The following is a 22,190-nucleotide window of genomic DNA, read 5'->3' as shown; positions in this document are numbered from 1 at the left end:
TTACCGCCCGGCGGTCTGCACCGGATACACCGACTCCCAGCCCCCGCCCAGTGCCTTGTACAAGCCAACCATGGCCAGGGACACGCCGGTGGAGCTTTCCACCCATTGCTCCTGGGTCGCCAGCAACGCGCTCTGCACCGTGAGGACGTTGACGAAATCCACCACCCCTTCGACGTATTGGTGCTGGGCGGTGTCCAGGGCGATCTGGTTCTGGCGCACCGCTTCGGCCAGGCTGTCACGGCGCAGTTGGCTGGCGTTGTAGCGGGCCAACTGGTCGTCGATTTCATGCCAGGCGCGCAGCACGGTCTGCTGGTACGCCAAGGCCGCTTCCTGCTGCTGGGCTTCGCGCAGGTCGAGCATGCCCTGCAGGCGGCCACCGTTGAACAGCGGCAGGCTCAGCGACGGGCCGAAAGCAAAGGTGCGCGAGCCCCAGGAGCCCAGATCCGACAATTGCATGGCCTGGGAACCGAGGCTGCCCGACAGGGTGATCCGTGGGTAGAAGTCACCTTTGGCCACGCCGATGCTGGCGGTCGCCGCATGCAGGCGCGCCTCGGCCTGGCGGATATCCGGGCGGCGCTGTGCCAGTTGCGACGGCAGGCCAATCGCAACCTGGCGCTGGGTCTGGGGCACCGCGGCGTCCGGCGACAGCTGCGCATGCAAGGCTTGCGGAGCCTGGCCCATCAACAGGCTCAGGGCATTGATCAACTGGTCCTGGCGCTGTTGCAAATCCGGCAGGCGCGCTTCGATGGCGGCTACTTGCGCAGCGGCTTCAGCGACATCCAGGTGAGTGGCCACGCCATCGGCCAAACGCAGTTGCGAGAGCTTCAGGCTACGGCGCGCCACGTCGAGGTTTTGCTCGGTGACCGCACGGGTGCTTTGCACGCCACGCAGTTGGATGTAGTCCTGGGCGGTCTCGGCCAGCACCGATAGCAGCACCGTGCGGCGGTCGTTTTCCGCCACTTGCAGGGTGGCGTCGGCGGCTTCGGTTTCACGCCGTACCCGGCCCCAGAAGTCCAGTTCCCAGGAGGCGGCGAAACCGGCGTCCCACAGGTTGAAGGCCGAACGGCCGTTGTTGCCGGATGGATCGCTCAGGCCGTTGGCGCTATTGCGTTTGCGCCCGTAGTTGCCATCGGCGCTGAGCTCTGGATAGCGCCCGGCGGTCGTCACCTGGCGTACTGCGCGGCTCTGTTGCAAGCGGCTGCTGGCCAGTTTCAGGTCGAGGTTGTCGGTCAATGCCCGGCGCACCAGGGCTGACAGTTGCGGGTCGTGGAACACATCCCACCACTGTTCTTCCAACGGGTCGCTGACCGCGCGGCTGGCGGCCTGGCGGCCCTGGGGCTCGGCCCATTGCGTCGCTGGCTGGGCATCGGGCCGTTTAAAATCCGGGCCGACGGTGCAGGCACCCAAGCTAATCAGGCCGAGAGTAAGCAGCGCGAGTTTTCTCATTGCTGCGCCACCTCACGTTGCTGCGCAGTGGGATGGGTATTGACGCTGGCCTCCACCGACATCCCGACCCGCAGGCGATGGACCTGTGCCTGACCCGGCTCCAGGATGATTTTCACCGGGATGCGCTGCACCACCTTGGTGAAGTTGCCGGTGGCGTTGTCTGGTTTGACCGAGGCGAAGGTCACGCCCGTGGCCGGCGCCAGGCTTTCCAGGTGGCCGTTGAGGACTTCACCGTCGAGGCTGTCGACCCGCACTTCAACCGCCTGGCCGGCGTGCATATGGGACAGTTGGTTTTCCTGGAAATTGGCCACCACATAGGCGTCGGCCAACGGCACCACGGCGAGGATCTTGCTGCCCGGGGTGACAAAGGCGCCGACCCGTACCGCCCGCTCACCGACCATGCCATCCACCGGCGCGACGATGCGCGTGTACGACAATTGATAGCTGGCCATTTCCAACGCCGCCTGGGCGCGTTTCAAGCCACCTTCGGCGGCATCGCGCTGGGCGCTGAGAATCTCCACCTGCTTGCGTTCGGCGGCCAACACCGCCGTGGCGTTGGCCAGGCGTGCGGTGGCCTGGTCGATGCGGGTCCTGGCTTGCTGGGCGTTCTGCACCGTACCGGCACCGACACCGGCGAGGTGGTTGTAGCGGTTCAATTCGTGCTCGGCAAAGGCCACCTCGGCGCGATCGGCGGCCACCGTGGCCTGGGCCTGGGCGATCACCGAGCTCTGCCGCTCAAGGGTGGCCACCGCGTTTTTCAGCTGGGCCTGGGCCATCAGGGTCTCGGCATCGGCGGCCTGGGCGGCGGCGCGCAAGTCACGGTCGTCGATCAGCGCCAGCAACTGCCCGGCCTTGACCTGTTGGTTGTCTTCCACCAACACCTCTTTGATAAACCCGGCGACCCGCGGCGCCACCAGGGTGTAGTCGGCGGCGACGAAGGCGTCGTTGGTGGTCTGGCGCTTGCTGCCAAACACACCCGGCGCCAGCAGGTACACCAGCACGCCCACGGCGAATAGGCTGATAACAGTCACGGCAATCTGGTCTTTGCGTTTCATAAAAATCCTTGGTCTGCGTCAGCAATCAAGCGGGTGCGCGCGGCGGAAAAATCCGCGTCGGCATCCAGAAAATCAGGAGGATCAACGCCACCGCGACACCGGCCATGACGTAATAAAGATCCGAAGAGGTCAGCACCACGGCCTGCTGGTGCAGCCGGTGGGCCAGGCCCGTGGCGTCGCTGTCGGCCAGGGGCGAGTTGCCCAGGGCGTCCACCAGCATGGTCGAGTGGAAATGCAGGCGGTGGGTGGTCAGCACCTCGATCACCCCGGTGGCGACCACCGCCGCCAGGCCTTTGACCGTGTTGAACCAGGCCGAGGCAAACGGCCCGTCGGCGGGCACGATGCTGCCGGTGGACAACATCAACAGCGGCAACACCGCCATCGGCTGCCCGAAGATTTGCAGCAGTTGCAGCACGTAGAACTCATCACGAATCCACGCCGAGGTCAGTTGCGCGCCGCCGATGCACGACAGGGTCAGCATGCCCAGGCCAATCCCCAGCACCCAGCGGCAGTCGACCCAGCGCAGGTTGCACAGGGCGGCCACCAGGGGCAGCGCGATCAGTTGCGGCAGGGCCATGATCAGCATCACCGGCGCGGTTTGCAGCGGCCGGTAGCCCTGCACCTGCGCCAGGTAGCTGGACGGCAGGATAATCACCGCCTGCAACACCACCAGCACCCCGGCTAGCACAATCAAGGCAAAGGCCAGGTTGCGCAGGCCAAGCATCTGCAACTTGAAGAACGGCATCGGGTGTGACCATTCATTGAGCATGAACAGCACCAACAACAGCACCCCGCCAATCAGCAGCGTGGTGATCAGCGGCGACTCGAACCAGTCCAGGCGGTTGCCCTGCAAGATGCCGATCACCAGCATGCAGATCGCGGGGAAGCCCAGCAGCAGGCCGCGCCAGTTGAACTGCTTGAGGCGCTCCAGGCGCAACGGGTCCTGGGGCAAGCCATAGGCCACGGCGGCCATGGCCAGCAGGCACGGCGCGACGATCTGCCAGAACGCCCACTGCCAGCCGACGTATTCGGTCCAGAGTGCTGCCAACGGCGTGCCGAGGCTGGGGCCGAAGGTGGCGGTCAGGGCGTAGCCGGCCAGGCCGTAGAGTTTGACGTTGGCCGGTAAAAACCGCAGGGCCACGGTCATCAGCATCGGCGGCAACGCGCCGCCGGCCAGGCCTTGCAGGGTGCGCAGCACCAGCAGGCTTTCGTAGTTCGGCGCCAGCGGGCAAAGCACCCCCAGCAGGGTAAACAGGCCGATGGCCCACAGGGTGAAACGGCGCAGCGAAAACGTCACCGAACACCATGGGGCAAAGGCCATGGCCGAGACGGAGGTGGCGGTGTAGGCCGCGACCAGCCAGGTGCCTTCGTCAAACCCGATGTACAGCGCACCGCGAATATCGGCGAGGGCGACCTTGGTCACCATTTCGTTCAGGCCCGAGACCAGCACCGCCAGCAGCACGCCGACCAGGCCGATGATGATCCGTGGGCCGAACACAGGGGGGCTGACGGCGGCGGGTTTGGCGGTGGCCAAGGGCGCGGGGGCAGCGAGGGACGTCATGAAAGTACAACTCGGCAATAGAATACCCGAGCAGTTTAATAAGGCTTAGACATGACGAAAACTGACTTATCGGAAGGTTATAACTGCACCAGACGCAATGATTGAATGTGGGAGGTGGCTTGCCTGCGATAGCGGTGTGTCAGCTAAGGCATCTGTCACTGACACACCGCTATCGCAGGCAAGCCAGCTCCCACACAAGCCAGGCTAGCTCCACACATTTTGATCGTGGTCGTCAGGTGGGTTGGGCTTCGCGCCAAGTCGCGGCGCAGCTTTCGCGCATGGTTTCGCGCAGCCATTTGTGCGCCGGGTCTTTGTCGAAACGCGGGTGCCAGGCCTGGGTCAGGACCAGGGTCGGCAGGGAAATCGGCAGGGTAAATGCGCGCAGTGGCAGTTTCAGGCGATTGGCGCTGTAGAGCGCTTCCTTGGGCACCGGCAGGATCAGGTCGGAGTCAGGCAGCATAAACATCGCACCGTGAAACCCCGGCGCGATCATCGCCACACGGCGTTCCAGGCCCTGGGCACTGAGGGCGGTGTCGATCGGCCCTCGGGCGATACCGCGCCGCGAGATGCTGATATGGGAGTAGCTGGCAAAGCGCGCAGCGGTGATTTCTTCGTCGAACAACGGGTGGCCTTCGCGGGCCAGGCCGACGAAGGTGGTGGAGAACAGGTTCTGCACCTTCACTTCCGGGGTAATCGGCATGGTGTTGCCAACGCGCAGGTCCAGGCGCCCTTCGCGCAAGGCTTCGTCATCGCTGTCGCCTTCCGGGACAAAGCGCAGCTCGCAATGGGGCGCCACCCGCTCCATGGTGTCGAATAAACGACCACCATACACGCCGACAAAAAAGTCATTGGCGCGCACGCTGAACCGTCGGCGCAAGGTGCTCAGGTCAACCTCGTCCGCCGAGCGGAACAACAACGCCGCCTGCTCCACCACGTTGCGCACCTGGCCTTGCAACTCCAGGGCCTTGGGCGTGGGCACCAGACCGCGACCGGCGCGCACCAGGATCGGATCGCCCACCGCTTCGCGAATGCGCGTCAGGGTGCGGCTCATCGCCGCCGGGCTCAGGTTCATCCGCCGCGCGGCACCCACCACGCTGCCCTCGTCGAGCAAGGCGTCGAGGGCCACCAGCAGGTTCATATCCGGTAATTGCATGCCAAGCACTCGTGATGGGTTTGGAGTACAGCGCACGCAATCGTAGCAGGCTTTACCGGTACTGTTTCTACTGCGTCAGGTAACTTTAGGCGGTGGGCAAGGCGGCTGTGGTGGCGGATATAAGATCACTCTCTGGCAGTCAGGAGAGTGACTTTAAATACCGTTAGAGAATAACGATATGGCCTTTTTGCGGTAGGGCTGAGGGATGGGGTGAAGTTGAGGGCCCCTTCGCGAGCAAGCCCGCTCCCACATTCGACCGATTTCCAACATAGGAATGCGGTTGAGTGTGGGAGCGGGTTTGCTCGCGATGAGGCCCGCCCAGACACTGAAGATCAACGCTCCTGCAGCGACTCCGCCCGGGCCTTGATGATGGGCTTGAGCAGGTAGCTGAGGATGGTTTTCTTGCCGGTAATGATATCGACCGAAGCGACCATGCCGGGGATGATGATCAGCGGCTTCTCATCGGTACCCAGGTGGCTGCGGTCGGTGCGCAAGGTGATCATGTAGTAGGTGGTTTTCTTGTCTTCGTCGGTGATGGTGTCGGCACCGATGCGCTCCAGCTTGGCCTTGAGGCCGCCGTAGATGGTGTAGTCATAGGCGGTGAACTTGACCACGGCCTCTTGTCCCGGGTGCAGGAAGGCAATGTCTTGCGGGCGGATCTTGGCTTCCACCAGCAGGGTGTCGTCCAACGGGACGATTTCTACCATGTCGCTGCCCGGCTGGATCACCCCACCGATGGTGTTGACCAGCAGTTGCTTGACGATCCCGCGCACCGGCGAGGTGACCAGGGTCCGGCTCACCCGGTCTTCGAGGGCTTTGCCGGTGGCCTGGGCCTTGTTCAAGTCGGTGCGGGCTTCGTTGAGCTCGGTCAGGGCTTCACTGCGATACTTACCGCGAGTCTCGTCGATCTTGCGCTGTACTTCCTTGATCGCCGAGTCGGCACGGGGGATGGCCAGGGTGGTGGCGTCCAGTTGGCCACGGGTTTCCATTTCTGCGCGCTTGAGGCGCAGTACTTCCACCGGCGACACCGCACCCTGGGCGACCAGGGGTTCGGACATGTTGATTTCCTGGCGCTGCAACGACAGCTGGTTACGGTACTGGCTCTGCTTGGAGGTGTACTCGCGCATTTCTTGCTGGCGCTGGGGTCAGTTGTTCCTGCAAGCCGCCGATTTCGTCCTTGAACTGCTGGCGCCGGCTTTCGTACAGCGACTGCTCGTTGATGGCCTGGGTGGGCGCAGCGGCCCGCACATCTTCAGGGATGTTCAACGGCCGGTCTTCGACCTGGGCGCTCAAGCGCTCGATACGCAACAGCAGGGACAGGCGCTGGGCCTCGGTTTCCCCGGCGTTGGAGACAAAACGTGTGTCGTCCAGGCGAATCAGCGGCGCGCCGGCTTCGACGATCTGCCCTTCCTTGACGAACAGCTCGGCGACGATGCCGCCTTCCAGGTTCTGGATCTTCTGCAGCTTGGAGGATGGAATGGCCTTGCCATCGCCGCGCGTGACTTCGTCGACCTTGGCAAAGCCGGCCCACAGCAACATGCACAGGAAAAACCCGATGATCCCCCAGATGGTCAGCCGCACCACGCGCGGGGCATCTTCGATCAGGGCCTTCTTGACCTCTGGCAATGGCTGGCCGTCCAGCGAATCGGAACCAATGAAATAGCGACGGACCGCGTCCTTGAATTTACGCAACACTGATCTGCCCCTTCTTCAACGCTTCCATCACTACGGCTTTCGGACCATCGGCGAGGATTTGCCCACGGTCGATGACCAACAAGCGGTCCACCAGGGACAGCAGCGACGCCCGGTGTGTCACCAGCACCACGGTCTTGTTTTCCACAACGGCTTGCAGGCGCTGTTTAAGGCGCTCCTCGCCGGTGTTGTCCATGGCGCTGGTCGGTTCGTCCAGCAGCAGGATAGGCGGATTAAGCAGCAGGGCACGGGCCAGGGCGACGTTTTGTCGCTGGCCGCCAGAGAGGTTCTGGCCTCGCTCGCCCACTTGCAGTTCGTAGCCTTGCGGGTGCAGACGGGCAAATTCGTGGACGCCAGCCAGTTCGGCGGCTTGCAGCACCACTTCGTCTTCAACGTAGCGGGCGCCGGAGACCAGGTTGTCGCGCAGGGTGCCGGCCAGCAGTTGAATGTCCTGAGGCACATAGCCGACGTTGTGGCGCAGTTCGCTGACGTCGATCTGGCGAATGTCCACCCCGTCCACCAGCAGGGCGCCGGAGTCGGGCTGGTAGAGGCCGACGATCAGTTTGGCCAGGGAGCTTTTGCCCGAGCCGCTGCGCCCGATGATGCCAATTTTCTCGCCGGGCTTGATCACCAGGTTGATGTTCTTGAGCGCCATGTTCTGCTGGTTGGGGTAGGTAAAGTTCAGGCCCCGGCACTCGATGGCACCTTGCAGGGTGCGGCGGCTCAAGGGGCGCTCTTCGAAGTTGCGCTCCTGAGGCAGTTCCATCATCTGGTCGGTGGAGACCATGGTGACTTTGGCCTGCTGGTAGCGGGTCATCAGGCCCGACAGCGACGCCAGGGGGCTGAGGGCTCGGCCACTGAGCATGTAGCAGGCAATCAGGCCGCCCATGCTGAGGTTGCCGTCAATGATCTGGTAGACCCCGAAGACAATCATGATCACACCCGCCAGTTGCTGGATCAGCAGGGTGATGTTCATCGACAGCCCAGAGAGCATTTTCACCCGCAACTCAAGGCGGCTGAGGGTGCCAATGGTCTGCTCCCACTGGTACTGGCGCTCGCTTTCCGCGTTGTTGACCTTGACCGCATCCAGCCCGGCCAGGGTTTCGATCAGGCTCGACTGGCGCTCGGAGGCCAGGGCCATGGTGCGTTCCATGGTGGCGACCAGCGGTTTTTGCAGCAGGTAACCGATGCCCAGGGCAATCGGGAAAGCCAGCATGGGGATCCACACCAGGTGCCCGCCGAGGATGGCGATCACCATGAAGATCAGCAGGGTGAACGGCAAGTCGATCAGGCTGGTGAGGGTCAGGGACGCGAGGAAGTCGCGCAGGCTCTGAAACTCGTGGATGTTCTGGGCGAAACTGCCGACCCGCGCCGGGCGGTACTTCATCGACATGCCGACGATCCGCTCGAACAGCGTGGCCGAGATGATCAGGTCGGTTTTTTTGCCGGCCAGGTCCAGGCACAGACTGCGCAAGCTCTTGAGGACCAGGTCGAAGACGTAGGCGATGAAAATACCGGTGGCCAGCACCCACAGGGTGGCGGTGGCCTGGTTCGGCACCACGCGGTCGTAGACGTTCATCACGAACAGCGGCGCGGCCATGGCAATCAGGTTGATCAGGAAACTGGCAGCGATGGCATCGGCGTAGAGCCAGCGCGAACGCTTGAGGGTGTCGCGAAACCACGAACGGGCCCGAGGGATCAGGGTGCCGTGGCTGACATCGAATTTGTGCTGGGGCTGGGCAAAAAACACTTTGCCGATGTAGTCATCGGCCAAGGCTTGACGCTTGACGATGGTTTCACCGCCATCGCTTTCGCTGAGCAGCACCTGGGCCTCGTCTTCACCCTGCCAGCCGAGCAGCACGGCACTCCGGCCGTCCTTGAGCAACAGCAGCGCCGGCATGGCAATCGCGGGGATCGAATCGAGCTTGCGTTGCAGCAGCCGGCCTTGCAAACCGGCGCGGGCCGCGGCCCGGGCCAGCAAATCGGCGGTCAGTTGCTGTGACGGCAATGGCAGACCGGTGGTCAGCATTGCCGCACTGGCAGGCTTCTGGTGCAGGGCACAGAGAGCCAACAACCCGTCGAGTAACGGGTCGTCGTGCAATGTGCGTGGATCATGACTGAGATGGACTCGACTAACTTCTGATTCCACGCGGGCTCTCTCAACTAACGGATGGGTCTATAAGGAATAGCTCAATTCATCCCCGGCAGTTGAACTTTCGGCTTCACATCGTTCTGGACGACGGAGGCCATCGGTGCGACCACTCCCTGGCTCTTGAGCAACTCGCCCATGGTCGCCTTGATTCGGTACTGAGTAAATAACTGAACGTTTTTTATCTCTTCCAGACGACGCGAAGCGGTGAACAGTTCGTTTTCACTGTCGAGCAAGTCGAGCAGGGTCCGCTCGCCCAGGCTGAATTGCTTCTGGTAAGCGCCGCGTACTTTGCTGCTGTGGTCGACGTATTGCTGGGCAATCGGCACCTGGGCATTGGCGTTGTTCATGGCGTTCCAGGCCAGGCCCAGTTCTTCGTTCAACTGGCGCAAGGCGTTATTGCGGATATCCAGGGCCTGGTTGGACTGGTAGGACTTGGACTCCAGCTCGGCTTTGTTGCTGCCACCGGCGTACAGGTTGAAGCGCATACGCAGCATCGCTTCCCAGCCATTGTTGTGGCTGGCGTCGCCGTCGATGTTGTTGTCGGCGTTGCGGCCCAACTCGGCGTCGAAGCGTGGGTAGAAGGAAGACTTGGCGGCTTCGTATTGTTTTTCGGCGGCGGCGATGTCGGATTCGGCCGAGCGCAGGATCGGGCTGTTATCCAGCATCTGGCGACGTGCTTCGTTCAGGTCTGCAGGCAGCATCGCCATGAAGCTAGGCGGACGCTCCAACTGATCGGCTTCCTGACCGACAGCGCTCAGGTAGTTGGTCTGGGCATCGGCCAGGTTGGTCTGCTCGGTGATCACGTTGTTGCGGGCCTGGGCCAGGCGGGCTTCGGCCTGGTCCAGGTCAGCCCCGCTGCCGACGCCGCGCTGGGTGCGCAACTTGATCTGGTCGTAAATGCGCTCGTGGTTACGCAGGTTGTCTTCAGCCAGGCGCACGAATTCACGGCGGGTCAGGACGTCCAGATAAACCTGGGCTACCGTTAATGCAGTGCGCTCGGAAGTGCCAAGCAACGAAAACGCGCGGGAGTTAACGGTGGCTTGTTGACGCCCAACTTCACTGGAGGTGGCAAAACCGTCAAAAACCATTTGCTGCAGACGCAGGCTCGACTCACCGCGATTGAGGGTGTCCCAATGGCCACCACGGGCACGGGTGGACGAGCTGTCGGTGCCTTCACGGCCATAACCGGCGTTCAGGTCGACACGGGGCAGGTAACCGCCCTTGGCCGCACGCAATTGATAGTCAGCCGCGATACGAGCATTGACACCTGCCTGAATCTCAGGGTGCACATCCAGCGCTTGCTGCATGGCCTGGGGCAGGGTTTGGGCTTGTACGAAACTGGCGGCGAGAACGAACGGTATTGCCTTAAGCAGGTGCAAACGCATTTAAGAATCCCCAGGACTTCTTGTCTCAAGTCACAGCAACTTGGCGTGCTGCGTTAGAAAATGGCTACCGTAATGACCGTACGTCGGAAAGTTCAAAAGCGGAACTGGTTCACACATGTAGGACGGTTCGCCGCGTGAATATCAATGTGACATTAGCGAGGCGATTGTTTAGGATGGCGCCAAGAAGGTCAATAGTTTGGCATAAAGTAAATCGCCAAAAAATACAGCCAATTATTTGACGTCATTCGTTTTATAAACTACGCACCTCCCAGGCTGATGAATCCCATCAGATCTCAGCCCTAGGAACACCCACAGAATGGATCGCCGGAGAAATCTTCAATGAGCAGTGTTGTTGCCATCGTCAAAAGCATTGTTGGCCAAGTTTTCGTCATTTCTCCGGAAGGGGCCCGCCGGGTGCTTGTTGAAGGTGATCGCCTTTTTGCCGGCGACCAGATAGACACCGGTATGTCGGGCGCAGTCAGCCTGGAGCTGGCCGATGGTCGCACCCTGGACCTGGGCCGTGACACCCAGTGGAGCGCCACCGCGCCCGACTCCAGCACGGACCTGGCACAAGCCACCGCACAGGCTGCACCGTCGGTTGCCGAACTGCAGCAGGCAATCGCCGCCGGCGCTGACCCGACCACCGAGCTGGAAGCCACCGCCGCAGGCGCGGCAGCTGCTGGCACCGGCGCTGCGGGGGGCGGTCACAGCTTTGTGATGCTCGATGAGACCGCAGGCTCGGTTGACCCGACCATTGGTTTCCCGACGGCTGGCCTGGGTTTCGGTACCAATGCGTTGACCAACGAACTCGGCGGGCAGCCGACCGACCCGCTCACGGCAGCACCTTTGCCGTCGACCCTGTCCCTGAGCGCCACCCCGACCATCACCGAAGCCGGCGGCGTGCTGACCTACACCGCTACGGTGACCCAGCCGTCTACCAGCAACCTGACCGTCACCCTGTCCAACGGCGCGGTGATCACCATCCCGGCCGGCCAGGTGACTGGCTCCGTGAATGTGCCCCTGGCGCCTAATGACAGCCCGTACATCGACCCAGGCCAGATCAGCGTCACCGTCACTGGCACCACCGGCGGTAACAACCTGATCGTGACCGTCGACCCGACGCCGGCCGTCACCCAGATCACCGACACCATCGACACCACCACCGTGACCCTGACAGCAGGCGAAACGGTGACCGAAGGCGGTCAGATCACCTACACCGCGACCTTGACCAACCCGGCGCAGACGCCCGTCACCATTACCTTGAGCAACGGCTCGGTGATCAACATCGAGGCAGGTAAGTCCACCGGTACAGTGGTGGTCGAGACACCGGCCAACGACGTCTACAACAATGGCAGCACGGTCAGCACCACCATCACCGGGGCAACCGGTGGCAACTTCGAAAACCTGGTGCCCAACACCACACCAGCCGTCACCACGATTACCGATTCGGTCGACGACACCGGCGTGACCCTCACCGCCACTAACACCGTCACCGAAGGCGGCCAGATCACCTACACCGCGACGCTGACCAACCCGGCGCAAACCCCCGTGACCGTGACCTTGTCCAACGGCTCGGTGATCACCATCAAGGCCGGCGAGTCCGTCGGTACCGTGGTGGTCGACACCCCGGCGAACGACGTCTACGTCAACGGCAGCACCGTCACGACGACCATCACCGGCACGACCGGTGGCAACTTTGAAAACCTGGTGCCCAACACCACGCCAGCCGTCACCACCATCACCGATTCGGTCGACACCACCACCGTAACGCTGACTGCGCCAGGCGATGTCAGCGAAGGCGGGCAGATTACCTACACCGCCACGCTCTCCAATAAAGCCGACACTGACGTTACGCTGAAGCTGGATAACGGGTCGACCATCATCATCAAGGCGGGTGAAACCGTCGGCTCCGTCACCGTCGATGCTCCAGGCGATGATGTGTTTGTCGACAAAAGCACGCAAACCGTAAAGATCGTCGAGACTACTGGCGGCAACTTCGAAAAACTGGAAGTGGCCGGTGACGGCGCGACTACCACCATCAACGACACTATCGACAAGGTCGATGTGGTCCTGACTGCGACTACCACCGTGGGCGAAGGCGGTAATATCGTCTACACCGCGTCGCTGGTGGACAAGGCAGGTAACCCGGTCACCAACACCACCAATCCGTTGACCGTGACGCTGGACAATGGCCAGACCATCACCATTGGTGTCGGCCAATCCGCTGGCACTGCCACCACTGTTGCGCCGAACGACGTGTATGAGGGCAACCAGACCGTCACCACCGCTATCACCAATGTGACCGGCGGCGCGCATTTCGAAAACCTGGTACCTGGCACCACGCCGGTCAACACCACCGTGACCGACACACCCGGCACCACCGACACCACCACCGTCACCCTGACCGCGCCAGGCGAGGCCGACGAAGGTGGCAACATCACCTACACCGCGACCTTGAGCAACAAGGCCGGCAGCGACCTGACCCTGACCTTGAGCAATGGTGACGTCATCACTATCGCCAAGGGCGAGACGACAGGCCAGGTGACGTCCAAGGCACCGAGCGACGACGTATTCAAAGATGCAGGTCCGATCAACGTCACGATCAATCCGGACATCGTGGGTGGTGGTTTCGAGAAGCTTGATATCGCACCGGGTGGGGCGACGACGCAGATCAACGACACTATCGACAAGGTTGATGTGGTACTGACTGCTACTAAAACTGTGGGTGAAGGCGGCGAGATCGTCTACACCGCTACCCTTGTGGATAAAAACGGCGCGCCGGTGACCAACATCACCAGCCCTGTGACTGTGACCCTGGATAACAACCAGGTCATCACCATTGGTGTGAACCAGTCGAGCGGGACTGTCTCGGTTGTGGCTCCAGATGATGTGTACAAAGGCGATCAGACTGTTACTACCGGCATTAAAGAAGTCACCGGTGGCGAGCACTTTGAAAACCTGGTTCCAGGTACTGACAAGGTCACCACGACTGTCACTGACACACCGGGCACCGATAACACCACGACCGTGACGCTGACTGCTCCTTCGGAAGTGAGTGAAGGTGGCCAGATCACTTACACCGCCACCTTGAGCAACAAGGCTGACACTGACGTCACCCTGACACTCGATAACAAACAAACCATCACCATCAAGGCCGGCGAAACCGTCGGTACCGTCACCGTTGATGCCCCTGGCGATGACGTGTTCGTCGATAAGAGCACCCAGACTGTCCAGATCACCGGGACTGACGGCGGCAACTTCGAGAAGCTCGTGGTTGCTGGCAATGGCGCGACTACCACCATCAACGACACCATCGACAAGGTCGATGTGGTCCTGACCGCCACTAAAACTGTGGGCGAAGGCGGCGAGATCGTTTACACCGCCACCCTTGTGGATAAAAACGGTGCGCCAGTAACTAACATCACCAACCCTGTGACTGTGACCCTGGATAACAACCAGGTCATCACCATTGGTGTGAACCAGTCGAGCGGGACTGTCTCGGTTGTGGCTCCAGATGATGTGTACAAAGGCGACCAGACTGTTACTACCGGCATTAAAGAAGTCACCGGTGGCGAGCACTTTGAAAACCTGGTTCCAGGTACTGACAAGGTCACCACGACTGTCACTGACACACCGGGCACCGATAACACCACGACCGTGACGCTGACTGCTCCTTCGGAAGTGAGTGAAGGTGGCCAGATCACTTACACCGCCACCTTGAGCAACAAGGCTGACACTGACGTCACCCTGACACTCGATAACAAACAAACCATCACCATCAAAGCGGGCGAAACAGTCGGCACCGTCACCGTTGATGCCCCTGGCGATGACGTGTTCGTCGATAAGAGCACCCAGACCGTCCAGATCACAGGGACTGACGGCGGCAACTTCGAGAAGCTCGTGGTTGCTGGCAATGGCGCGACTACCACCATCAACGACACCATCGACAAGGTCGATGTGGTCCTGACCGCCACCAAAACCGTGGGTGAAGGCGGCGAGATCGTTTACACCGCCACACTTGTGGATAAAAACGGTGCGCCAGTAACTAACATCACCAACCCTGTGACTGTGACCCTGGATAACAACCAGGTCATCACCATCGGTGTGAACCAGTCGAGCGGTACTGTTTCGGTTGTGGCTCCGGATGATGTGTACAAAGGTGATCAAACCGTCACGACCGGTATTAAAGAAGTCACCGGTGGCGAGCACTTTGAAAACCTGGTTCCAGGTACTGACAAAGTCACCACGACTGTCACTGATACCCCAGGTACCGATAACACCACGACCGTGACGCTGACTGCTCCTTCGGAAGTGAGTGAAGGTGGCCAGATCACTTACACCGCCACCTTGAGCAACAAGGCTGACACTGACGTCACCCTGACACTCGATAACAAACAAACCATCACCATCAAGGCCGGCGAAACCGTCGGTACCGTCACCGTTGATGCCCCTGGCGATGACGTGTTCGTCGACAAGAGCACCCAGACTGTCCAGATCACCGGGACTGACGGCGGCAACTTCGAGAAGCTCGTAGTCGCTGGCGATGGCGCAACCACAACCATCAACGACACCATCGACAAGGTCGATGTGGTCCTGACCGCCACTAAAACTGTGGGCGAAGGCGGCGAGATCGTTTACACCGCTACCCTTGTGGATAAAAACGGCGCGCCGGTGACTAACATCACCAGCCCTGTGACCGTGACCCTGGATAACAACCAGGTCATCACCATTGGTGTGAACCAGTCGAGCGGTACTGTTTCGACTACAGCTCCGGATGACGTATACAAAGGCGACCAGACTGTTACTACCGGCATTAAAGAAGTCACCGGTGGCGAGCACTTTGAAAACCTGGTTCCGGGTACCGATAAAATCACCACCATCGTGACTGACACACCGGGCACAGATAACACCACTACCGTCACCCTGACCGCGCCAAGCGCCGTCAACGAAGGCGGCACCATCACCTACACCGCCACCTTGAGCAACAAGGCTGACACTGACGTCACCTTGACCCTCGATAACAAGCAAACCATCACCATCAAGGCCGGTGAAACTGTCGGCCGTCACCGTTGATGCCCTGGCGATGACGTGTTCGTCGATAAGAGCACCCAAACCGTTCAGATCACCGGGACTGACGGCGGCAACTTCGAGAAGCTCGTAGTCGCTGGCGATGGCGCAACCACAACCATCAACGACACCATCGACAAGGTCGATGTGGTCCTGACCGCCACTAAAACTGTGGGTGAAGGCGGCGAGATCGTTTACACCGCTACCTTGGTGGATAAAAACGGCGCGCCGGTGACTAACATCACCAGCCCTGTGACCGTGACCCTGGATAACAATCAGGTCATCACCATCGGTGTGAACCAGTCGAGCGGTACTGTTTCGGTTGTGGCTCCGGATGATGTGTACAAAGGTGATCAAACCGTCACGACCGGTATTAAAGAAGTCACCGGTGGCGAGCACTTTGAAAACCTGGTTCCAGGTACTGACAAAGTCACCACGACTGTCACTGATACCCCAGGTACCGATAACACCACGACCGTGACGCTGACTGCTCCTTCGGAAGTGAGTGAAGGTGGCCAGATCACTTACACCGCCACCTTGAGCAACAAGGCTGACACTGACGTCACCCTGACACTCGATAACAAACAAACCATCACCATCAAGGCCGGCGAAACCGTCGGTACCGTCACCGTTGATGCCCCTGGCGATGACGTGTTCGTCGACAAGAGCACCCAGACTGTCCAGATCACCGGGACTGACGGCGGCAACTTCGAGAAGCTCGTAGTCGCTGGCGATGGGCCAACACAACCATCAACGACACCATCGACAAGGTCGATGTGGTCCTGACGCCCTAAAACTGTGGGCGAAGGCGGCGAGATCGTTTACACCGCTACCCTTGTGGATAAAAACGGGCGCCGGTGACTAACATCACAGCCCTGTGACCGTGACCCTGGATAACAACCAGGTCATCACCATTGGTGTGAACCAGTCGAGCGGTACTGTTTCGACTACAGCTCCGGATGACGTATACAAAGGCGACCAGACTGTTACTACCGGCATTAAAGAAGTCACCGGTGGCGAGCACTTTGAAAACCTGGTTCCGGGTACCGATAAAATCACCACCATCGTGACTGACACACCGGGCACAGATAACACCACTACCGTCACCCTGACCGCGCCAAGCGCCGTCAACGAAGGCGGCACCATCACCTACACCGCCACCTTGAGCAACAAGGCTGACACTGACGTCACCTTGACCCTCGAACAAGCAAACCATCACCATCAAGGCGGTGAAACTGTCGGCACCGTCACCGTTGATGCCCTGGCGATGACGTTCGTCGATAAGAGCACCCAAACCGTTCAGATCACCGGGACTGACGGCGGCAACTTCGAGAAGCTCGTAGTCGCTGGCGATGGCGCAACCACAACCATCAACGACACCATCGACAAGGTCGATGTGGTCCTGACCGCCACTAAAACTGTGGGCGAAGGCGGCGAGATCGTTTACACCGCTACCCTTGTGGATAAAAACGGCGCGCCGGTGACTAACATCACCAGCCCTGTGACCGTGACCCTGGATAACAACCAGGTCATCACCATTGGTGTGAACCAGTCGAGCGGTACTGTTTCGACTACAGCTCCGGATGACGTATACAAAGGCGACCAGACTGTTACTACCGGCATTAAAGAAGTCACCGGTGGCGAGCACTTTGAAAACCTGGTTCCGGGTACCGATAAAGTCACCACCATCGTGACTGACACACCGGGCACAGATAACACCACTACCGTCACCCTGACCGCGCCAAGCGCCGTCAACGAAGGCGGCACCATCACCTACACCGCCACCTTGAGCAACAAGGCTGACACTGACGTCACCTTGACCCTCGATAACAAGCAAACCATCACCATCAAGGCCGGTGAAACTGTCGGCACCGTCACCGTTGATGCCCCTGGCGATGACGTGTTCGTCGATAAGAGCACCCAAACCGTTCAGATCACCGGGACTGACGGCGGCAACTTCGAGAAGCTCGTAGTCGCTGGCGATGGCGCAACCACAACCATCAACGACACCATCGACAAGGTCGATGTGGTCCTGACCGCCACCAAAACCGTGGGTGAAGGCGGCGAGATCGTTTACACCGCTACCTTGGTGGATAAAAACGGCGCGCCGGTGACTAACATCACCAGCCCTGTGACCGTGACCCTGGATAACAATCAGGTCATCACCATCGGTGTAAACCAGTCGAGCGGTACTGTTTCGACTACAGCTCCGGATGACGTGTACAAAGGCGATCAGACTGTTACTACCGGCATTAAAGAAGTCACCGGTGGCGAGCACTTTGAGAACCTGGTTCCGGGTACCGATAAAGTCACCACCATCGTGACTGACACACCGGGCACCGATAACACCACGACCGTGACTTTGACGGCTCCGTCGGAAGTGAGTGAAGGTGGCCAGATCACCTACACCGCCACCTTGAGCAACAAGGCTGACACTGACGTCACTTTGACCCTCGATAACAAACAAACCATCACCATCAAGGCCGGTGAAACCGTCGGTACCGTCACCGTTGATGCCCCTGGCGATGACGTGTTCGTCGACAAGAGCACCCAGACTGTCCAGATCACCGGGACTGACGGCGGCAACTTCGAGAAGCTCGTAGTCGCTGGCGATGGCGCAACCACAACCATCAACGACACCATCGACAAGGTCGATGTGGTCCTGACCGCCACTAAAACTGTGGGCGAAGGCGGCGAGATCGTTTACACCGCTACCCTTGTGGATAAAAACGGCGCGCCGGTGACTAACATCACCAACCCTGTGACTGTGACCCTGGATAACAACCAGGTCATCACCATCGGTGTGAACCAGTCGAGCGGTACTGTTTCGGTTGTGGCTCCGGATGATGTGTACAAAGGTGATCAAACCGTCACGACCGGTATTAAAGAAGTCACCGGTGGCGAGCACTTTGAAAACCTGGTTCCAGGTACTGACAAAGTCACCACGACTGTCACTGATACCCCAGGTACCGATAACACCACGACCGTGACGCTGACTGCTCCTTCGGAAGTGAGTGAAGGTGGCCAGATCACTTACACCGCCACCTTGAGCAACAAGGCTGACACTGACGTCACCCTGACCCTCGATAACAAACAAACCATCACCATCAAGGCCGGCGAAACTGTTGGTACCGTCACCGTTGATGCTCCAGGCGACGACGTGTTCGTCGACAAGAGCACCCAGACTGTCCAGATCACCGGGACTGACGGCGGCAACTTCGAGAAGCTCGTGGTTGCTGGCGATGGCGCGACTACCACCATCAACGACACCATCGACAAGGTCGATGTGGTGCTGACCGCCACCAAAACCGTGGGTGAAGGCGGCGAGATCGTCTACACCGCTACCTTGGTAGATAAGAACGGCGCGCCGGTGACTAACATCACCAGCCCTGTGACCGTGACCCTGGATAACAACCAGGTCATCACCATCGGTGTGAACCAGTCGAGCGGTACTGTTTCGACTACAGCTCCGGATGATGTGTACAAAGGCGATCAGACTGTTACTACCGGCATTAAAGAAGTCACCGGTGGCGAGCACTTTGAAAACCTGGTTCCGGGCACTGATAAGGTCACTACGACTGTTACTGATACCCCAGGTACCGATAACACTACGACCGTGACGCTGACGGCTCCGTCGGAAGTGAGTGAGGGTGGCCAGATCACCTACACCGCTACGCTTTCGAATAAAGCGGATACCGACGTCACCCTGACGCTGGACAACAAGCAAACCATCACCATCAAAGCTGGCGAAACTGTCGGTACTGTGACAGTTGATGCTCCAGGCGATGACGTGTTCGTCGACAAGAGCACCCAAACCGTTCAGATCACCGGGACTGACGGCGGCAACTTCGAGAAGCTCGTAGTCGCTGGCGATGGCGCGACTACCACCATCAACGACACCATCGACAAGGTCGATGTGGTCCTGACCGCCACCAAAACCGTGGGTGAAGGCGGCGAGATCGTCTACACCGCTACCTTGGTAGATAAGAACGGCGCGCCGGTGACTAACATCACCAGCCCTGTGACCGTGACCCTGGATAACAACCAGGTCATCACCATCGGTGTGAACCAGTCGAGCGGTACTGTTTCGACTACAGCTCCGGATGTGTACAAAGGCGATCAGACTGTTACTACCGGCATTAAAGAAGTCACCGGTGGCGAGCACTTTGAAAACCTGGTTCCGGGCACTGAAAGGTCACTACGACTGTTACTGATACCCCAGGTACCGATAACACTACGACCGTGACGCTGACGGCTCCGTCGGAAGTGAGTGAGGGTGGCCAGATCACCTACACCGCTACGCTTTCGAATAAAGCGGATACCGACGTCACCCTGACGCTGGACAACAAGCAAACCATCACCATCAAAGCTGGCGAAACTGTCGGTACTGTGACAGTTGATGCTCCAGGCGATGACGTGTTCGTCGACAAGAGCACCCAAACCGTTCAGATCACCGGGACTGACGGCGGCAACTTCGAGAAGCTCGTGGTTGCTGGCGATGGCGCGACTACCACCATCAACGACACCATCGACAAGGTCGATGTGGTCCTGACCGCCACTAAAACCGTGGGTGAAGGCGGCGAGATCGTCTACACCGCTACCCTTGTGGATAAAAACGGCGCGCCGGTGACTAACATCACCAGCCCTGTGACCGTGACTCTGGATAACAATCAGGTCATCACCATCGGTGTGAACCAGTCGAGCGGTACTGTTTCGACTACAGCTCCGGATGACGTGTACAAAGGCGACCAGACTGTTACTACCGGTATTAAAGAAGTCACCGGTGGCGAGCACTTCGAAAACCTGGTTCCGGGTACCGATAAAGTCACCACCATCGTGACTGACACACCGGGCACAGATAACACCACTACCGTCACCCTGACCGCGCCAAGCGCCGTCAACGAAGGCGGTACCATCACTTACACTGCCACCTTGAGCAACAAGGCTGACACTGACGTCACCTTGACCCTCGATAACAAGCAAACCATCACCATCAAGGCCGGTGAAACTGTCGGCACCGTCACCGTTGATGCCCCTGGCGATGACGTGTTCGTCGATAAGAGCACCCAAACCGTTCAGATCACCGGGACTGACGGCGGCAACTTCGAGAAGCTCGTAGTCGCTGGCGATGGCGCGACTACCACCATCAACGACACCATCGACAAGGTCGATGTGGTCCTGACCGCCACCAAAACCGTGGGTGAAGGCGGCGAGATCGTCTACACCGCTACCTTGGTAGATAAGAACGGCGCGCCGGTGACTCACCAGCCCTGTGACCGTGACCCTGGATAACAACCAGGTCATCACCATCGGTGTGAACCAGTCGAGCGGTACTGTTTCGACTACAGCTCCGGATGATGTGTACAAAGGCGATCAGACTGTTACTACCGGCATTAAAGAAGTCACCGGTGGCGAGCACTTTGAAAACCTGGTTCCGGGTACCGATAAAGTCACCACCATCGTGACTGACACACCGGGCACAGATAACACCACTACCGTCACCCTGACCGCGCCAAGCGCCGTCAACGAAGGCGGCACCATCACCTACACCGCCACCTTGAGCAACAAGGCTGACACTGACGTCACCTTGACCCTCGATAACAAGCAAACCATCACCATCAAGGCCGGTGAAACTGTCGGCACCGTCACCGTTGATGCCCCTGGCGATGACGTGTTCGTCGATAAGAGCACCCAAACCGTTCAGATCACCGGGACTGACGGCGGCAACTTCGAGAAGCTCGTAGTCGCTGGCGATGGCGCGACTACCACCATCAACGACACCATCGACAAGGTCGATGTGGTCCTGACCGCCACCAAAACCGTGGGTGAAGGCGGCGAGATCGTCTACACCGCTACCTTGGTAGATAAGAACGGCGCGCCGGTGACTAACATCACCAGCCCTGTGACCGTGACCCTGGATAACAACCAGGTCATCACCATCGGTGTGAACCAGTCGAGCGGTACTGTTTCGACTACAGCTCCGGATGACGTGTACAAAGGCGATCAGACTGTTACTACCGGCATTAAAGAAGTCACCGGTGGCGAGCACTTTGAGAACCTGGTTCCGGGTACCGATAAAGTCACCACCATCGTGACTGACACACCGGGCACAGATAACACCACTACCGTCACCCTGACCGCGCCAAGCGCCGTCAACGAAGGCGGCACCATCACCTACACCGCCACCTTGAGCAACAAGGCTGACACTGACGTCACCTTGACCCTCGATAACAAGCAAACCATCACCATCAAGGCCGGTGAAACTGTCGGCACCGTCACCGTTGATGCCCCTGGCGATGACGTGTTCGTCGATAAGAGCACCCAACCGTCCAGATCACCGGGACTGACGGCGGCAACTTCGAGAAGCTCGTAGTCGCTGGCGATGGCGCAACCACACCATCAACGACACCATCGACAAGGTCGATGTGGTCCTGACCGCACCAAAAACCGTGGGTGAAGGCGGCGAGATCGTCTACACCGCTACCTTGGTAGATAAGAACGGCGCGCCGGTGACTAACATCACCAGCCTGTGACCGTGACCCTGGATAACAACCAGGTCATCACCATCGGTGTGAACCAGTCGAGCGGTACTGTTTCGACTACAGCTCCGGATGACGTGTACAAAGGCGATCAGCTGTTACTACCGGCATTAAAGAAGTCACGGTGGCGAGCACTTTGA

11 protein-coding genes and 2 pseudogenes are annotated in these 22,190 nt (G+C 59.7%); 6 read left to right on the top strand and 7 right to left on the bottom strand.

Features of this window, described 5'->3' with window-relative positions; translation table 11 throughout:
• The 7 genes and pseudogenes from PSH80_RS00700 to PSH80_RS00670 all read right to left on the bottom strand — a co-directional run bounded on the left by PSH80_RS00700 (nucleotide 1) and on the right by PSH80_RS00670 (nucleotide 10,444).
• Nucleotides 1-1,446, bottom strand: coding sequence for an efflux transporter outer membrane subunit (locus tag PSH80_RS00700; RefSeq protein ID WP_305418789.1), 1,446 nt, complete (start codon nucleotides 1,444-1,446; stop codon nucleotides 1-3).
• Nucleotides 1,443-2,501 carry an HlyD family secretion protein gene (locus PSH80_RS00695; RefSeq protein ID WP_057438939.1) on the bottom strand — a complete coding sequence of 353 codons (1,059 nt, stop codon included), beginning with the start codon at nucleotides 2,499-2,501 and terminating at the stop codon, nucleotides 1,443-1,445. The genes PSH80_RS00700 and PSH80_RS00695 overlap by 4 nt, the downstream gene beginning before the upstream one ends.
• 25 nt (nucleotides 2,502-2,526) lie before the next feature.
• A complete protein-coding gene (locus PSH80_RS00690) occupies nucleotides 2,527-4,062 on the bottom strand; it encodes an MFS transporter (protein ID WP_057438938.1) in 1,536 nt (511 codons plus the stop codon).
• Between the two features lie 232 nt (nucleotides 4,063-4,294).
• Nucleotides 4,295-5,215, bottom strand: a complete 921-nt coding sequence (locus tag PSH80_RS00685; RefSeq protein WP_057444856.1) for a LysR family transcriptional regulator — start codon at nucleotides 5,213-5,215, stop codon at nucleotides 4,295-4,297.
• A 332-nt stretch (nucleotides 5,216-5,547) separates the two neighbouring features.
• A pseudogene (locus tag PSH80_RS00680) lies at nucleotides 5,548-6,907 on the bottom strand (HlyD family type I secretion periplasmic adaptor subunit).
• A complete protein-coding gene (locus PSH80_RS00675) occupies nucleotides 6,900-9,056 on the bottom strand; it encodes a type I secretion system permease/ATPase (RefSeq protein ID WP_057957933.1) in 2,157 nt (718 codons plus the stop codon). The pseudogene PSH80_RS00680 and the gene PSH80_RS00675 overlap by 8 nt, the downstream one beginning before the upstream one ends.
• A 41-nt stretch (nucleotides 9,057-9,097) precedes the next feature.
• Nucleotides 9,098-10,444, bottom strand: coding sequence for a TolC family outer membrane protein (locus PSH80_RS00670; protein WP_057438932.1), 1,347 nt, complete (start codon nucleotides 10,442-10,444; stop codon nucleotides 9,098-9,100).
• Between the two features lie 339 nt (nucleotides 10,445-10,783).
• On the opposite strand from PSH80_RS00670, the pseudogene PSH80_RS00665 reads away from it, so the two are divergent.
• From PSH80_RS00665 to PSH80_RS27225, 6 genes and pseudogenes are all read left to right on the top strand, one after another.
• Nucleotides 10,784-15,583 (top strand): annotated as a pseudogene (locus PSH80_RS00665) (retention module-containing protein); the annotation flags it as partial.
• 75 nt (nucleotides 15,584-15,658) lie between these two features.
• Nucleotides 15,659-16,297, top strand: coding sequence for an immunoglobulin-like domain-containing protein (locus PSH80_RS00660; RefSeq protein ID WP_370693727.1), 639 nt, complete (start codon nucleotides 15,659-15,661; stop codon nucleotides 16,295-16,297).
• 91 nt (nucleotides 16,298-16,388) lie between these two features.
• Complete coding sequence (locus PSH80_RS00655) at nucleotides 16,389-19,757, top strand: immunoglobulin-like domain-containing protein (RefSeq protein ID WP_305418781.1); 3,369 nt, start codon at nucleotides 16,389-16,391, stop codon at nucleotides 19,755-19,757.
• Complete coding sequence (locus PSH80_RS00650) at nucleotides 19,754-20,803, top strand: immunoglobulin-like domain-containing protein (RefSeq protein WP_305418779.1); 1,050 nt, start codon at nucleotides 19,754-19,756, stop codon at nucleotides 20,801-20,803. Before PSH80_RS00655 ends, PSH80_RS00650 begins: the two co-directional genes overlap by 4 nt.
• Nucleotides 20,784-21,884 carry an immunoglobulin-like domain-containing protein gene (locus tag PSH80_RS00645; RefSeq protein WP_305418777.1) on the top strand — a complete coding sequence of 367 codons (1,101 nt, stop codon included), beginning with the start codon at nucleotides 20,784-20,786 and terminating at the stop codon, nucleotides 21,882-21,884. Before PSH80_RS00650 ends, PSH80_RS00645 begins: the two co-directional genes overlap by 20 nt.
• Nucleotides 21,885-22,040: 156 nt before the next feature.
• The gene (locus PSH80_RS27225) at nucleotides 22,041-22,190 is read left to right on the top strand and encodes an immunoglobulin-like domain-containing protein (protein WP_370693713.1); all 150 of its coding nucleotides are present in this window, start codon (nucleotides 22,041-22,043) and stop codon (nucleotides 22,188-22,190) included.

This window comes from Pseudomonas sp. FP818 (assembly GCF_030687335.1).
Lineage (GTDB): Bacteria > Pseudomonadota > Gammaproteobacteria > Pseudomonadales > Pseudomonadaceae > Aquipseudomonas > Aquipseudomonas shahriarae.
Note: the sequence above shows the minus strand (reverse complement) of the source record. Positions and strands in the feature narration are given on the sequence as shown.

What these genes read in the sequence shown, in the direction of transcription:
- PSH80_RS00690 (WP_057438938.1), bottom strand. Translation starts at nt 4,062, where the DNA reads ATGACGTCCCTCGCTGCCCCCGCGCCCTTGGCCACCGCCAAACCCGCC.
- PSH80_RS00695 (WP_057438939.1), bottom strand. Translation starts at nt 2,501, where the DNA reads ATGAAACGCAAAGACCAGATTGCCGTGACTGTTATCAGCCTATTCGCC.
- PSH80_RS00700 (WP_305418789.1), bottom strand. Translation starts at nt 1,446, where the DNA reads ATGAGAAAACTCGCGCTGCTTACTCTCGGCCTGATTAGCTTGGGTGCC.
- PSH80_RS00685 (WP_057444856.1), bottom strand. Translation starts at nt 5,215, where the DNA reads ATGCAATTACCGGATATGAACCTGCTGGTGGCCCTCGACGCCTTGCTC.
- PSH80_RS00670 (WP_057438932.1), bottom strand. Translation starts at nt 10,444, where the DNA reads ATGCGTTTGCACCTGCTTAAGGCAATACCGTTCGTTCTCGCCGCCAGT.